The sequence below is a fragment of the uncultured Sunxiuqinia sp. genome (genome assembly GCF_963974515.1).
GTDB lineage: Bacteria > Bacteroidota > Bacteroidia > Bacteroidales > Prolixibacteraceae > Sunxiuqinia.
The window spans coordinates 1-15,192 of record NZ_CAXBDD010000036.1; the positions used below are offsets into that span (position 1 = coordinate 1).

At 45.3% G+C, this 15,192-nt stretch carries 9 protein-coding genes; all 9 read left to right on the top strand.

Features of this window, described 5'->3' with window-relative positions:
• The first annotated feature begins 434 nt into the window (after positions 1-434).
• The 9 genes from AAC033_RS09980 to AAC033_RS10020 all read left to right on the top strand — a co-directional run bounded on the left by AAC033_RS09980 (position 435) and on the right by AAC033_RS10020 (position 15,192).
• Positions 435-1,535, top strand: a complete 1,101-nt coding sequence (locus AAC033_RS09980) for an alpha/beta hydrolase-fold protein (RefSeq protein WP_339737609.1) — start codon at positions 435-437, stop codon at positions 1,533-1,535.
• A gap of 6 nt (positions 1,536-1,541) precedes the next feature.
• The gene (locus AAC033_RS09985) at positions 1,542-2,453 is read left to right on the top strand and encodes a hypothetical protein (RefSeq protein WP_339737611.1); all 912 of its coding nucleotides are present in this window, start codon (positions 1,542-1,544) and stop codon (positions 2,451-2,453) included.
• A 47-nt stretch (positions 2,454-2,500) separates the two neighbouring features.
• On the top strand, positions 2,501-3,874 hold the full coding sequence (locus AAC033_RS09990; RefSeq protein ID WP_339737613.1) for a glycoside hydrolase family 43 protein: 1,374 nt from the start codon (positions 2,501-2,503) through the stop codon (positions 3,872-3,874).
• 268 nt (positions 3,875-4,142) lie between these two features.
• Positions 4,143-6,605: a glycoside hydrolase family 95 protein gene (locus AAC033_RS09995; RefSeq protein ID WP_339737615.1), complete on the top strand. Its 2,463-nt coding sequence runs from the start codon at positions 4,143-4,145 to the stop codon at positions 6,603-6,605.
• 40 nt (positions 6,606-6,645) lie between these two features.
• Positions 6,646-8,595: a glycoside hydrolase family 97 catalytic domain-containing protein gene (locus tag AAC033_RS10000; RefSeq protein ID WP_339737617.1), complete on the top strand. Its 1,950-nt coding sequence runs from the start codon at positions 6,646-6,648 to the stop codon at positions 8,593-8,595.
• A 333-nt stretch (positions 8,596-8,928) separates the two neighbouring features.
• A complete protein-coding gene (gene sbcD / locus AAC033_RS10005) occupies positions 8,929-10,152 on the top strand; it encodes an exonuclease subunit SbcD (protein WP_339737619.1) in 1,224 nt (407 codons plus the stop codon).
• Positions 10,149-13,229, top strand: coding sequence for an SMC family ATPase (locus AAC033_RS10010; protein ID WP_339737621.1), 3,081 nt, complete (start codon positions 10,149-10,151; stop codon positions 13,227-13,229). The genes sbcD and AAC033_RS10010 overlap by 4 nt, the downstream gene beginning before the upstream one ends.
• 143 nt (positions 13,230-13,372) lie before the next feature.
• Positions 13,373-14,602 carry a hypothetical protein gene (locus AAC033_RS10015; RefSeq protein WP_339737623.1) on the top strand — a complete coding sequence of 410 codons (1,230 nt, stop codon included), beginning with the start codon at positions 13,373-13,375 and terminating at the stop codon, positions 14,600-14,602.
• Positions 14,603-14,613: 11 nt separating this feature from the next.
• Positions 14,614-15,192: a hypothetical protein gene (locus AAC033_RS10020; RefSeq protein ID WP_339737624.1), complete on the top strand. Its 579-nt coding sequence runs from the start codon at positions 14,614-14,616 to the stop codon at positions 15,190-15,192.

Genomic DNA, 15,192 nt, shown 5'->3' on the forward strand with positions numbered 1-15,192 from the left:
GGAAAACTGAAACAGTATTTCCCACTCAAATATCTAAAGTTTATAATCATATATCTAAAATTAGAATCTTTGACTTCGATAATGCTTTAATTTTACAATCATTGACCTAATAAAATAGCTGGTTTTTCAACTAATTTCAAATTTAACAAGGATTGGAAAGCTTGATTCAGAATGGCTAGAGTGCCTTCTTTTCGCGACAAAACCGGGAAAATAGGTTTGTTCGGAAAGAATCTTGTAAGATCAAAATAATAAGTTTAAAACCGCTGGACTAATCGCAGTGTAATTATGAGATCAAGTTTTTTCTGCCTGACAAGACATCGGCTTTTTTTTTTATTGGGTATGGTTATGCCAACAATCACAGGGTACATTCAATCGTGTGTTTTTAATAATTAATCAAAATAAATTTAGAAATAATAACCTAACAATTGTATCGTATGAAAATGATAAAGCAAATCTCATTATTTTTAATGTTGCATGCCATTGTAATCTGTTCGATAAATGCTCATGCACAGGTAATCGAGGATTTTAAACCGTCATCGGTTAACCAACCAGGCAGTGAGTATCCCCAAGTAAATTCTGAAGGCCGGGTGCGTACGCAAATCTTGGCACCCGATGCCAACTATGTCCAGCTCGACATTGGTGGGGTGAAATACGATTTGGTGAAAGACGAAGACGGGCTATGGAGTGGCGAATCGGCCCCGCAGGATGTTGGGTTTCACTATTACCAGCTGAACATCGACGGTGCTTCGGTACCCGATCCGGGTAGCATGTTCTTTTTCGGTGCTTGTCGTTATGGAAGCGGAGTCGAGGTACCTTCCGACGATCAGGATATTTTCGCACTGAAAGAGGTTCCGCATGGTCATGTTCACGAGATCCTTTTCCCATCGACGAGTACAAATTCTTCGCGAAGGGCTTTTGTGTACACACCTCCCGGTTACGATAAAGAATTGTCTGAACGCTATCCTGTATTGTACCTTCAACACGGTTATTGTGAGAATGAAACTTCGTGGCCCAATCAGGGACGTGCCAATCTAATCATGGATAACCTGATTGCAGAAGGACAAGCCAGGCCGTTCATTATTGTTATGACATACGGTATGACCAACGAAATCAGGTTCGGGGGGTTACGCGATTTTGATATCAACCCATTCCAAACCGTCCTGGTTGACGAATTGATCCCTTATATCGACGCCAACTTCCGCACCTTAGCCGATCAAGAACACCGAGCGATGGCAGGTCTTTCGATGGGGGGATTTGAAACAAGGCTGGTCACACTGAACAAGCCTGATGTATTTTCATATTATGGCTTGTTTAGCGGAGGCGTTTACAAGTCGGAGGAGATCAAAGATCATAACAAATTGAAGCTCGTTTTCCTGAGTTGTGGAAGTAAAGAACGTCCCGATGGTGTGAAGAATGCAGCGGCCGAACTGCAAAATGCCGGAATGAATGCCAAATCATACATCTCGGAAGGTACAGCCCACGAGTTTCATACCTGGCGACGCAGTTTGCATCAGTTTGCTCAACTTTTATTCTAAACCACAATGAAGAGAATTTTTATTATCCCTGTTGTTCTGGTATTAGCCGGAATAATTATTCAAAATTCCTTATCCGCGCAGGAACCCGACTCTTCCAAGATATCAGCCCAAAGAGTTGTTGAAGATGGCGGGACTGGTGTTTATAAAGCGATTATGTACACCGATAGCTCTTTATCGACTCATACCATATTTCGACCTGAAGACCTGAGCGTTTTTGGGAAGAAAAAGAAGTTACAAATTATAGCTTGGGGCAATGGGGCTTGTGCCAATTCTCCCTGGGAACACGTCAATTTTTTGTCGGAAGTGGCTTCGCATGGGTTTCTGACCATTGCTATAGGACCTATGCCACAGGAGGGGGAGCGTGGCAGCGGTAGATCAAGCTCATCTCAACTGTTAGATGCCATTGACTGGGCAATTGCCCAAAACAACGATAAGTCGAGTACGCTGTATAAAAAAATTGATATTACAAAAATTGCCGTAAGCGGTATGTCTTGTGGTGGCTTGCAAACCCTGGAAGTCGCGCCTGACCCACGTGTAACCACCGCAGTGGTTTGCAACAGTGGCATCATAGGAAATGGAGGCGGCATGCCGGGTATGCCCGGTTTAACTAAAGATCATCTGGAAAAACTGCATACCCCGACACTTTATTTGCTGGGAGGGGAATCGGATATCGCCTACAACAACGGGATGGACGACTATAAGCGAATCAACCATGTTCCGGTCTTTGTTGCGAATATGGACGTTGGGCACGGTGGAACTTATCGTCAACCTCACGGTGGTGAGTTTGCCAAAGTGGCTACTGCCTGGTTCAAATGGCAATTAAAGGGGGATGAGGACGCCGGAAAATTATTCACAGGAAATCCGCCTCAGCTTTCGAAATCAACCGTTTGGAAAGTGGATAAGAAAAATTTGCCCTAGATTTATCGGAACGAACAACGAATATAAAATCAGTAAAAAATATTTTCATGAAAAATAGAATGGTTACCATATTGGTACTTGGTTTGTTCTTACCAATGTTTGGTTTAGCACAAAACCCAATCGTACAAACCTATTTCACGGCCGATCCGGCACCAATGGTTTACAATGGCACGGTGTATCTTTATACAACACATGATGAAGATGAAACGGTCGATAATTTCTTCACCATGTACGACTGGCGGTGCTATTCGACAACCGACATGGTCAACTGGACCGACCACGGCGCAGTGGCTTCGCTCAACGATTTTGTATGGTCAGGTAAAACGAATGGGGCATGGGCTCCGCAATGCATTGAGAGAAACGGGAAGTTTTACCTGTACTGCCCCATACATGGCGATGGGGTAGCTGTTTTGGTGGCCGATTCACCTACAGGTCCTTTCACCGATCCGCTGGGTAAACGTTTAATCGATGGCGAAGATATTTGGCATGATATCGACCCGACGGTTATGATTGACGATGATGGACAGGCTTACCTGTATTGGGGAAATCCTACCCTTTATTACGTGAAACTTAACGAGGACATGATCTCGTACGACCGCAGCATCGGCAAAAATGGAATTGTTGCCTCGGAGATGAACCCCGAAGCATTTGGTTCTCAGAAGGGACGGGATGGTAAAATACGAAGTTTATATACCGAAGGTCCCTGGATTTACAAACGCGACAAGCTCTATTACATGGTGTACGCTGCCGCAGGAATTCCCGAATATATTGCTTATTCAACAGCACCGTCAGCCGAAGGTCCTTGGACCTATCAGGGCTTTATTATGGAAAGGGCCGATCACCTTGCTTTTACCAATCATCCCGGGATCATTGATTACAAAGGAAACTCCTACTTCTTTTATCACGATCAGGATTTGTCAGGAGGGGAAGGTTTCAAACGGTCGGTTAGTGTTGGGCAATTCAATTACAATGCCGATGGTACCATTCCTCTGATCGAACCTACGAAAGATGGCGTGAAAGAAAGCATTTCGAATTTAAGTCCTTTTCAAAAAGTGGAAGCCGAAACCATTGCCTGGTGTGAAGGTGTGAAAACCATGTCCGACAGCAAAACAGGCATTTATGTAAGCAATATTGATCACGGCGACTACATCAAAGTGCGCAGTGTCGATTTTGGGAAAGGTGCTAAAGCGTTTGTAGCATCTGTTGCATCGGCTTTAAACGGTGGGAAAATAGAACTCAGGCTCAATAATCCCGATGGTGAACTGTTGGGAACGCTTGAGGTAAAAAATACTGGCGGTTGGCAGAACTGGACAACTCAAACATCCAAAGTCACTAAGACAAGTGGGGTGCATGATGTATATTTTATCTTCAAAGGGGGTGAGAACCAATTGTTTAATTTTGATTGGTGGATGTTTAAATAAAAGTGAAAGCCAGTATTGGCTGTTGAAGTTTCAGCTTGTATATTGTGCCAAAAGAGAACGATTTAAATTACAGAACGTCACCCTAGCTGTTTTTGGGGTGTTTTCGTTCAATCGGTAAACAGGAAATCCCACAGAGGTCTGGGTTCAGATAAAATTAACAAACAACAATATATGAAACGGGCATGTTTAGTCAAAAAGAAAGGAAATGATTAAAGTGCGAGTTCCATCCGTCAACTGGCGGAACATAGATAACATACAATTTAAACCTATGAAAAAGTTGAATACTGTTTTTTTGCTATGGATGTTATTGCCATTTATATCGTGGCAGAGTATCGGTTCTCCGGGCGGCAAGTTGAAAATGTGGTACGACAAGCCGGCAACGGTTTGGAACGAAGCCCTTCCGGTTGGAAATGGGCGGCTGGGTGCCATGATTTATGGTGATCCGGTAACCGAAAGAATCCAGCTGAATGAAGAAACTTTCTGGTCGGGCGGGCCATCGCGCAATGACAATCCCAGAGCACTGGAGGCTTTGCCTGAAATCCGCCAGCTCATTTTTGAAGGTAAATACCAGGAAGCCGAAAAAATGGTCAACGAAAACATGATGACCCAACGCAATGGCTCGATGTACCAGGTGGTTGGAAACCTGGAGCTCAACTTCGACGGGCATCAGGATTATACCAATTACTATCGCGAGCTCGATTTGGAACAAGCCATGTTCACTACCACCTACCAGGTTGAGGGAGTGACCTTTAAACGCGAAGTGTTTGCCTCGCAGCCTGACCAGGTGATTGTGGTTCGCTTAACAGCCGACAAGCGCGGCAAGCTGAATTTTGCTGCCGAGTTAAATGGTCCGCTTCAAACAACAGGGACGGTGCTGGATCCCAATACGCTCGAAATGACCGGTCTCTCCGGTACGCACGAAGGCATTACCGGGCAGGTGAAATTCAATGCCCGCGCCAGGATCATCAACAAGGGCGGCACAATAGCTGCGGAGTCAGAACAGATCAAAGTGAGCGGTGCTGACGAAGTGCTGATCCTGATTTCAATAGCGACCAACTTTGTCGATTACCAAACGCTTACGGCCGACGAAACCGAAAGATGTTCGAACTATTTAGCAGCCGCCGAAAAGGTTACCTATAAGAAGTTGCGTGATAATCATGTTGAAACTTATCAGGAGTACTTCAACCGTGCCAGCCTTGACTTGGGCACCTCACCCGCAGCACAACAACCTACTGATGTGCGCATTAAAAATTTCTCAACAACCCACGATCCGGAGCTGGTTTCGATGTATTACCAGTTTGGGCGATATTTATTGATTTCCAGCTCACAACCCGGCGGACAACCGGCCAATTTGCAGGGAATTTGGAACGAAAGCACCCACCCGGCGTGGGACAGCAAATACACCATCAACATCAACACCGAAATGAATTACTGGCCAGCCGAAAAATGTAATCTCACCGAGCTGCACGAGCCACTAATCCGGATGGTGAAAGAGCTTTCCCAAACCGGACAGCAAACAGCCCGCGAGATGTACGGTAGCAAGGGCTGGGTCACCCATCACAACACTGACATCTGGCGCATCAGCGGCGTGGTCGATGGTGCTGCTTGGGGCATCTGGCCCATGGGGGGCGCCTGGCTTTCGCAGCATTTGTGGGAAAAATATTTGTACAGCGGCGATTTGAACTACCTCGAATCCGTTTACCCGATTCTGAAGTCGGCTTGCGAGTTTTATCAGGATTTTTTGGTTGAAGAACCAGCCCGCAAATGGTTGGTGGTGAGTCCATCCATCTCGCCCGAGAATGCGCCGGCCGGCCGTCCTTCTATCACTGCTGGAGCAACCATGGACAATCAAATCCTGTTCGATTTATTTTCGAAAACCATTAAAGCGGCCTCTCTATTGAATAAGGACCGCGAGTTGATGGCCGATTTCCAACAAATCCTCGACCGGCTCCCACCCATGCAAATTGGCCAACACGGACAGTTGCAGGAGTGGATGGAAGACCTGGACAATCCGAACGATAAACACCGGCATGTATCACACCTTTATGGACTTTACCCAAGTAATCAAATCACGCCTTATGCTACACCCGAATTGTTTGATGCAGCGCGTACAACCTTGATTCACCGTGGCGATGTATCAACAGGCTGGTCAATGGGCTGGAAAGTGAATTTCTGGGCCCGCTTGCTCGATGGTAATCATGCCATGAAACTGATCAAAGATCAACTCACGCTGGTTGACCCGGTGAATGGCGGAAGAAACGGTGGAACCTATCCCAATTTTTTCGATGCACATCCGCCGTTTCAAATTGACGGGAACTTTGGCTGCACGGCCGGCATTGCCGAAATGCTGATGCAAAGTCACGACGGTGCCATACATTTGTTACCCGCTCTGCCCGATGAATGGAAAGACGGAGAAATTGCCGGGCTTAGGGCTCAGGGTGGTTTCGAGTTGAGCTTCAAGTGGGAAGATGGTGAAGTTCAGAAGATTGAAATTCTATCGACTCTGGGAGGTAACTGCCGTATCCGCATTCCCAACGAGGCTGTTCAGGCAGCAAATAGTGGGTTGTCGGCAGCAACGGGCACCAATCATAATCCATTTTTCGCGACGGCAGAAGTTAAAAATCCGCTGGTTTCAGAAGCTGCCCAACTGAATGAGCTGAATCTTAAACAAACCCATGTATACGATTTGTCAACCGAGGCGGGTAAGACGTATTCAATAGCAGTTAAGTAGGTTGTTTTTAAAAGAATAGAACAGATAAATCTCAATGATCATGTATAAAATTAGTCAATTACTATTTTTGATTTTACTTTTCATTGGCACAGTAACCGCCAATGACAAAACGATTTTGAGTCCTGACGGAAAATTGAAGGTAATCGTTTCGGTAAATTCAGAAGTTCCAACCTACAGCGTCACCTACAACGGCAAGTTGTTTCTGCAGCCATCGCCCCTTGGAATGAAAACCAATGTTGGGGATTTCACCCAAGGGTTGGTGCTTAGTGAAAATGTGAGAAGTAAAACGCTTGATGAAACATACTCCTTGCCCAATATCAAAAAAAGCAAGGTGCACTACCAGGCCAATGAGCAGGTAGTCTCATTTTTGAAAGATGAAAATCCAGCTTTCGATGTCATTTTCAGGGTGAGTAACAACGACGTAGCTTTCCGGTATCACGTTTATCCGCAAAGAGATAGGAAGAGCAGTGTGGTGAACGAAGAAGCTTCGGGCTTTGTGTTTCCCGAAGGAACGACCACCTTTCTTTGTCCCCAAAGCGGACCCATGGGCGGCTTTGCCCGCACATCGCCCAGTTACGAAACCTCATATACGGTCGATGCTCCTATGGGGCAAAACGGCTGGGGCAACGGATACACATTCCCCTGTCTTTTCAAGGTAAACGACAGTGGGTGGGTGTTGATTTCTGAAACCGGAGTTGACAGCCGCTATTGTGCCAGCCGGCTGATTGGCCATCCAGCCGGCTTATACACCATTGGTTTTCCTCAGGAGGGAGAAAATAATGGAAACGGAACGGTTGCTCCCGGAATCCCTCTGCCAGGCGAAACGCCCTGGCGAACCATTACCATTGGCGAAACCTTGAAACCCATTGTTGAAACTACGGTGCCCTTCGATGTGGTTGAACCACGATACGAAGCATCGCAACAATACGAATATACCAAAGGCTCTTGGAGCTGGATTATTAAAATGGATGGCGGCACTGTTTTCGACGTTCAAAAACAGTACATTGATTTCAGTTCTGAAATGGGCTATGAAACCATACTCGTTGACGCACTTTGGGACACTCAAATTGGCTACGATAAGATTGAAGAATTGGCTGCATATGGCAAAAGTAAAGGCGTCTCCCTCTATTTGTGGTACAACTCCAACGGCTATTGGAACGATGCCCCTCAGGGCCCGCGTGGTATCATGGATAACCCTGTCGCCCGCCGTAAAGAGATGGCCTGGATGCAGCGTATCGGCGTGAAAGGAATTAAGGTTGACTTTTTTGGGGGCGACAAGCAAATGACCATGAAATTGTACGAAGATATTTTGTACGATGCCAACGATTTTGGTATCATGGTTATTTTCCACGGCTGTACACTGCCTCGGGGTTGGGAGCGCATGTATCCCAATTATGCATCAAGTGAAGCGGTTTTGGCCAGCGAAATGCTTCATTTTTCGCAAGGAAGTTGTGACAACGAAGCCTTCAATGCCTGCCTTCACCCATTTATTCGAAATGTTGTTGCCAGCATGGATTTTGGAGGTAGTGCACTGAATAAATTCTATAATGGCAACAATACGCCTAACCGGGGATCGAAACGCATGACCTCCGACGTGTTTGCCCTGTCAACCGCGGTGCTGTTCCAAAGCGGAGTTCAGCATTTTGCCTTGGCGCCGAACAACCTGACAGACGCCCCTACCTGGGCCATTGATTTTATGAAAGAAGTCCCTTCAACCTGGGATGAAGTTCGGTTTATTGATGGTTACCCGGGTAAATATGTTGTCATGGCCCGCCGAAAAGGAAAGAAATGGTACATCGCAGGGATTAACGCACAAAAGGAAACCTTACAGGTGAAAGCCAAACTACCTATGATCGAAGCAGGAACGCAAATCCGATTCTATAGCGATGATCCCCAGTTGAATGGGCAGGTTGCTTCTGTTAAGATGGGTAAAAAGCAAGAAATTGACCTTGAAATTCCTGAAAATGGTGGTGTCTTAATTGTCAATTAAGTGGTGCGGGCGCATGGCTTGCTGCAAAAACGTATAATCGAGCCTTGTAGCTTCGTTATATCGACTTAAATAAGGCCTGTTTTCATTGGCCTTGAATAGCGTATGGATTTCGATGACACTTTTCTTTTTGTCGTAACCCATAAGGATTGAAAATGAAAGAAACTTTCAACAAGAATGTTCCATAAGGCCATGTTTCTGATTTTTTGATTTGATCAGATCGGCTGAACAATTAATTCGTTGCGACTGGCAGAAGTTTCGGCTTTTATTGATGCGAGATGTATTACAAATACGTATTTTGTGATCTCAATTGAAGAAAAGACTAAAGTTTGACTTATGAAACTCCTCCATACCTCCGACTGGCACCTCGGGAAACGGCTCGATGATTTTTCACGCATGGAAGAACAACAGTCCGTGTTGCTGGAAATTTGTGAGCTGGCCGAACGAGAACAAGTGGATGCTGTGCTGGTGGCTGGCGACTTGTTCGATACCTTTAATCCGCCCACCGAAGCGGTTGATTTATTCTATAAATCGCTCAAACGGCTGTCCAACAATGGACGGCGTCCGGTGATTGCTATTGCGGGCAACCACGACTCACCCGACCGGATTGAGTCGCCCGATCCACTGGCCCGGGAATGCGGGATTATTTTTGCTGGCTATCCAAATTCCAACGTGGCTCCTTTTGAGCTGGAATCCGGACTCAAAGTCTTGCAGAGCAGTGAAGGATTTTTGGAGCTCCGGCTTCCGGAAAGTGAAATTCCCCTGCGGCTTTTGCTGACTCCTTATGCTAATGAGTACCGCCTGAAAACCTGCCTGGGACTGGAGAATAGTGAAGAAGAACTGCGCACTGTCCTTCAGCAAAAATGGCATCAACTGGCTGATCAGTTCTGTGATGAGAACGGCGTCAATGTGTTGGTTTCACATCTTTTTGTGGTTAGAAAAGGGGAGGAGCTGCCCGAAGAGCCGGTTGATGAAAAGCCGATTTTGCATGTTGGAGGGGCACAAGCCATTTTTACGGAGAATATTCCGGGACAGGTTCAATATACGGCATTGGGACACTTGCACCGGATGCACCGGGTGGACTCAAATCCGTGTCCGGTTTATTACAGCGGAAGTCCGTTGTCGTATAGTTTCAGCGAGGCGAATCAGAAAAAATACGTTTTACTGGCAGATGTGGAGCCGGCGGGAACAGCAGCTGTTCGAGAAGTAGAACTGACCCGGGGAAAGAAATTATGGCGTAAACGGGCCGAAGGCTTGGAGGATGCCTTGCAGTGGCTGGTTGAAAATCAGGATTGTTTGGTTGAGCTCACGCTGGTAACCGACACGTTTTTGACGGCGCTGGAGCGAAGACAGTTGAGTGCCGCTCACTCCGGGATTGTTGCGATCATCCCGGAAGTAATCCATGCCGAGGACTTGGTCGGTACCAATCAAAAGAAGATTGACCTGACCCGAAGCATGGAAGAGCTGTTCTGTGACTATTTCAAGCACGAAAAAGGACAGGAACCCAACAAAGAGCTGATGAATTTATTTACCGAAATTTTGGCCGAAGACGAACAATGATACCCATACAACTGACCATACAAGGTTTATATTCTTACCAGGAAAAGCAAACCATCGATTTTACAAAACTGACTGCGGCAAACCTCTTTGGTATTTTCGGAGCCGTGGGCAGTGGAAAGTCCTCTATTTTGGAAGCCATAACCTTTGCTATTTACGGGAAGACCGATCGGCTCAACCTTTCGGGAGATAACCGGAACTACAACATGATGAACCTGAAATCGGACGAGCTGCTGATTGAGTTTATTTTTGAGACGGGGAAGCACCAAACGGCTTATCGGGCGGTGGTTCAGGGAAGACGGAACAGCAAGCGATTTGACGATGTCAAGAAGCTGGATCGGTCAGCGTATCAACGAGAAGACAATAAATGGATCCCGATTGAACCGGATGGTCTTGAAAAAGCGATTGGCCTGAGTTACGACAATTTTAAACGCACGATCATTATTCCGCAAGGTCAGTTCCAGGAATTTCTGCAACTGGGCAACAAGGATCGCACCCAGATGATGAAGGAACTTTTCAGCCTGGAAAAGTTTGAACTTTATTACAAGGTTACGGCGCTTGAAGCGAAGAATAATGCCCGAAAACAGAACCTGGAAGGGCAATTGCAGCAACTGGGTGAGGTTGATCCGGAGCAGGTGAAAAAGTACCGGGAGCAGCTGGATCAATTGAAAAAGGAAATGGAGGAACAGGCACTTCAATTGGTCAAACTGCAAAAAGAGGAAGGGGAATGGAAGCGATTGCAGGAGCTAAACAAGAAGCTCGCGGATAACGAAATTGCCTTGAAACAACTTCAGGAAAAGGAGTCGGACTACAAGAAATTGGAGAAAACCATTGCCGACTATGAATTGTGTGTTGTGCAGTTCAAACATCTGCTGGAGTCTCTGCAATTAAGCACGAAAAAGATTGCTCAGAAAGAAGTCCAGGTTCAGCAGGATTCGGAAAAACTAACGAAAGAGGAAGCCGAAATTAAAGCCCTTGAAAAGAGGTTGGCAAAAATAAAACCTGCTTATGAAAAGCGGGAAGAATTGAAGCAAAAAGCAGATGAGTTGGGACGGCTGTTAAAAATCAGGGAGCTTGCGAAAAAGATAGCAAGGGATCAGGAACGGCTAATAAAAGGAAATGCTGTTTGGAGTCAAACTGGCGAAGAACTGGAAAAGCTGAAAGAAGACAAGGGCAAGCTTGAGGCTTGGATTAAATCCAAGAAGGCCGATCTGCCAGACATGGCTGTCTTGGCTCAAGCAAAGGCCTGGCACGTAGACGAGCAAAGCCTAAAGGCACAATTGCAGGAGACGGATAAGCAAGTTCGAAAATATCAGGAAGAGGGTAGCACCATCAAACAAGCGATTCAAAAACTTTTGCAGGATGCTTTGTTTGCTGATTTGCCGGAAGCGTCCGATCAGCTGGCCGCTGTGAAATTTCTCCGTGAAAAGATTGAGACAGTGAAAAGCCAGATTAAGTCAATGGAAAAAGAGGCTGATGAACTGAGATTAAAGTCACAGCTCCAGTCATTTGCCGAGGGACTGCAAGATGGAGATCCTTGCCCGCTTTGTGGTTCAGTCCATCACCCACAGGTGTATAGCGCTGAGAATTCGCATGAAGCACAGCAAAAGTTGCAGCAGACCCGGCAGCAGACGGAAAAGGAAATTGATGGGATCAATGAGCACATCACCCGGCTGAGCGAACTGGATGGCCAGTTCAAATTTGTCGGGCGAAACCTGAAAGAGTGGGGGGACAGGAAAGAGGATCTTCAGAAGAAAATTAAAGCTCATGCGGTTCTCTTTAAGTGGGAGAAATATCAGGATGCGGCTGATCTGGAAAAGGCTTTTCGGGAAGCAGGAGAGATTCAAACGTTAATAAAAAAGAAAGAAGAGGAGTTGGAAGTACTGGCCAGGCAACAGGAAAAGCTGACCAGGGATAAGGAGCGTTTTCAGCTGGAGATGGAGAAGATCAACACAGCCTTAACGGTGAGCCAGACAGAATTGAAGACCCTGCAAGAGCAGTTGAAGTTGATCGAGCCCGGGCAATACGGACAAATACCGATCGAAGAAATTGGGAGGGAGCAACAGAACCTGTTGCAAAAGCATATTCAGCTGGAAAAGCAGTTTAACGAGCAGACCAATTTGTTGACGGATTTGCGAAAACAGAGAGATACTTTGGCAGGTGGCTTGATTGCCAATCGGAAAGAACTGGAGCAGGAAAAGGAAGCGAACCGGAAGTTAGTCACCGGGATCAATGTTCAGTTGGAAAAATCTAAATTTCAAACCCTTGATGAAGTCAGGCACATTCTTGTACAACAAATTGATTTAGAGAGAGAGAAGCAAAAGCTGGCCCGTTTTAAGGAGCAGCTAGCACTGGTAAAAAGGCAACAAGAACAGTTGCAGAATGAAGTTGGTGACCGGAAATATGATCTGGAATTGCATCAAAAACTGACCGCTGAAATGGCTGCGCTCAATGAGCTTTCTCAACAAAAACACCAGGAGTTTGGGAAGTTGACTGAGCTTCTGAAAAAGCTTCAGAAAGATTTGGAGAATCAGGCGGCACTTCGAAACGAGTTGGAAGCGCTGAACCTCCGGGCTGAGAATATTCGCACCATGAAATCCTTGTTTAAGGGAAGCGGTTTCGTCAATTACATCTCGTCGGTCTACCTGCAAAACTTGTGCAACGCGGCTAACGACCGTTTTTTTCAACTGACGCGGCAGAAACTAAGCCTGGAGATTACCCCGGAAAACAACTTCCAGGTGCGCGACTTTATGAATGGTGGCAAGGTTCGCAGTGTGAAAACCCTTTCGGGTGGACAAACGTTTCAGGCAGCGCTGTCGCTTGCTTTAGCTTTGGCTGATAATATTCAGAAGATTACGGAATCGAACCAGAACTTTTTCTTCCTCGACGAAGGTTTTGGCTCCCTGGATAAAGAGTCTTTGTCCATCGTATTTGATACCTTGAAGTCACTGCGAAAAGAAAACCGCATTGTTGGAGTCATTTCTCACGTCGAAGAGATGCAGCAGGAAATAGATGTTCACCTTCGGATAGAGAATCAGGACGAAACAGGAAGTTTGATTCACGCCAGTTGGAAGGAGTAATATTTAGAATTTAATGAGTTCAATGACCGTATTTAATTCCAAGAATGGTTGGAGAATTGACTTTTCTGGTTAAATTCGAAGATCAGAATAAATTACAACGTTTATAAACAACGTATTCACTATTAGTGGACTAACCCTGTCAAATGGCCAAATTTGATAAAATAGAAACCCTGGTTGCAGAACTTTACAAGTACCGAAACTTGTTCTCGGCTTTGTTTGATAAGCGCATGTTCTCCATACAGGAGGAAATGGTCTTGCCTTTGGTGGATCACGATACCGAGAAGTTGGAACGCTTGGCTGCTTTTGATCTTCTCTTCCGCAACCAGGGCCAGATCAGCCTTGATTCGCAATTGCAGGAATTTTTCGAAGAATTTCTCGAAGTGGATGAGACCGTCCATGTCCTGTATATCCAGGAGAACCTGAATCAAATTAAGAAAAATCAGTCTTATTATTTAAAAGAGAATCAAGCCAATAAGCGGGATCAATATCTGGTAAAAATCAAAAAACATTTAAGAGGAATTAATCAGATTACGCTGCAAAATGTAAAGACGCTTCGCAGTAATACGGATGAAACCTACAAGACGGAAACAAATTTCGAAATCAAAAAAGAGAAATTAACAGATGTCAGGAACCAACGTGATGCACTGGAAGGGGTGATTAAAGCGGTGGAGCGGGTAGTGCAGGATGATCTGTTTTTTAAAACCGCTGCCGATGCTGAACTCCAGCTGATCATTCACCGGCTGAGACGTACGCTGAATGACAGTATCCATAACCTTATAGAGATACAGCAACAGATTATTGAATATCTCAACCTCATCGAAAAGCGGGTTCAGGTTGTCGAGAAAGTATTACGGTTGAAAATGCTTCGAGATAAACACTACCTGAAAGAACAGACCAACTTTTATCGAATGGTGGAAACCAACCGGGACCTTCCTTTGAAGAAATCGGAAGGGTTCCGTACCCGGCTTTCGATCCAGGATTTGTTAAATGAGGAAGAAAAGCAGAAGTTGATCCTTAAGGTGCGGAACAAACTAAAGAATCAGAAACTTTTAGAGCAAAACATTGCCGGAGAGATTTCTGATGAAGCATTTCGTAGCCAGGAAAAAATTGAAGATACGATCAACCTACATGCTTTGAAGCGGATTTTTATGGGCAAAAACCAAGATCTTTTTTCTTTTGTTATGAACCATCAATTTCCCAGGGAAATTTCGACCAGCCAACGCATTCGATTGTACTGCCGCCTGGCCTCACTTTTTGAAGCAGAATTTGTTTTTACTGACGAAACCGACAAGTTTGAAAACTTGGAGTACGCACTCATTTATCCTGTATTAGCTTCAAAACAAGCCGTTACTCAAAGTAGTCAAAACCTTTAACAGCCCATTCCATGATAGATTTCAGTTATCGAACAGCAGAAATATTCGACATCCTTAGCAAAGGACAATTTATTTGTTCAAATGCCATTGATTCGCAGCGCCGTCACTTGTATGAATACGTCGAAGAGAATTTTGAGGATCTTGAGTCGAAGTTCAGGGAAATCGGCTATCAACTCGAAGATGGGAACAATTATTATTATTTCTCCCGCCCAAATGAAAGCAATCAAAATGTGGAGAATAAAATAGAAAAGGCACTTCGCTGGCTGGATATCCTGGCATTTTTCACGACCTATCGGAAAGATTTGTGCAGGGGTGCCCGTTTCAAGCTTTTTGATATCCTGAAGCAGATTGACATCAACCTCTCATTGAAAGAGCAGTTGGCGGATTTACAGAAACGTTCGACTCCCGGAAAAAATTACCAGGAGATGCTTAACGACCTGATCAAAGAAATGCAAAAAGAAGGCTTTGTTGATTTGGAAAACGAAATGGAACAAACATGGAAAATCCTGGATTCGTGGGACTACATGGAAAAAATGGTCATGGCTGTGAATATTCAGGAGGGGGAACATCAATCCAACGAATTAAATTAA

Excerpts from the sequence above, each read along its gene's own strand:
- AAC033_RS09995 (WP_339737615.1), top strand. The coding sequence starts at position 4,143 with ATGAAAAAGTTGAATACTGTTTTTTTGCTATGGATGTTATTGCCATTT.
- AAC033_RS09985 (WP_339737611.1), top strand. The coding sequence starts at position 1,542 with ATGAAGAGAATTTTTATTATCCCTGTTGTTCTGGTATTAGCCGGAATA.
- AAC033_RS09980 (WP_339737609.1), top strand. The coding sequence starts at position 435 with ATGAAAATGATAAAGCAAATCTCATTATTTTTAATGTTGCATGCCATT.
- AAC033_RS10000 (WP_339737617.1), top strand. The coding sequence starts at position 6,646 with ATGTATAAAATTAGTCAATTACTATTTTTGATTTTACTTTTCATTGGC.
- AAC033_RS10015 (WP_339737623.1), top strand. The coding sequence starts at position 13,373 with ATGGCCAAATTTGATAAAATAGAAACCCTGGTTGCAGAACTTTACAAG.
- AAC033_RS10020 (WP_339737624.1), top strand. The coding sequence starts at position 14,614 with ATGATAGATTTCAGTTATCGAACAGCAGAAATATTCGACATCCTTAGC.
- AAC033_RS09990 (WP_339737613.1), top strand. The coding sequence starts at position 2,501 with ATGAAAAATAGAATGGTTACCATATTGGTACTTGGTTTGTTCTTACCA.
- AAC033_RS10010 (WP_339737621.1), top strand. The coding sequence starts at position 10,149 with ATGATACCCATACAACTGACCATACAAGGTTTATATTCTTACCAGGAA.
- sbcD (WP_339737619.1), top strand. The coding sequence starts at position 8,929 with ATGAAACTCCTCCATACCTCCGACTGGCACCTCGGGAAACGGCTCGAT.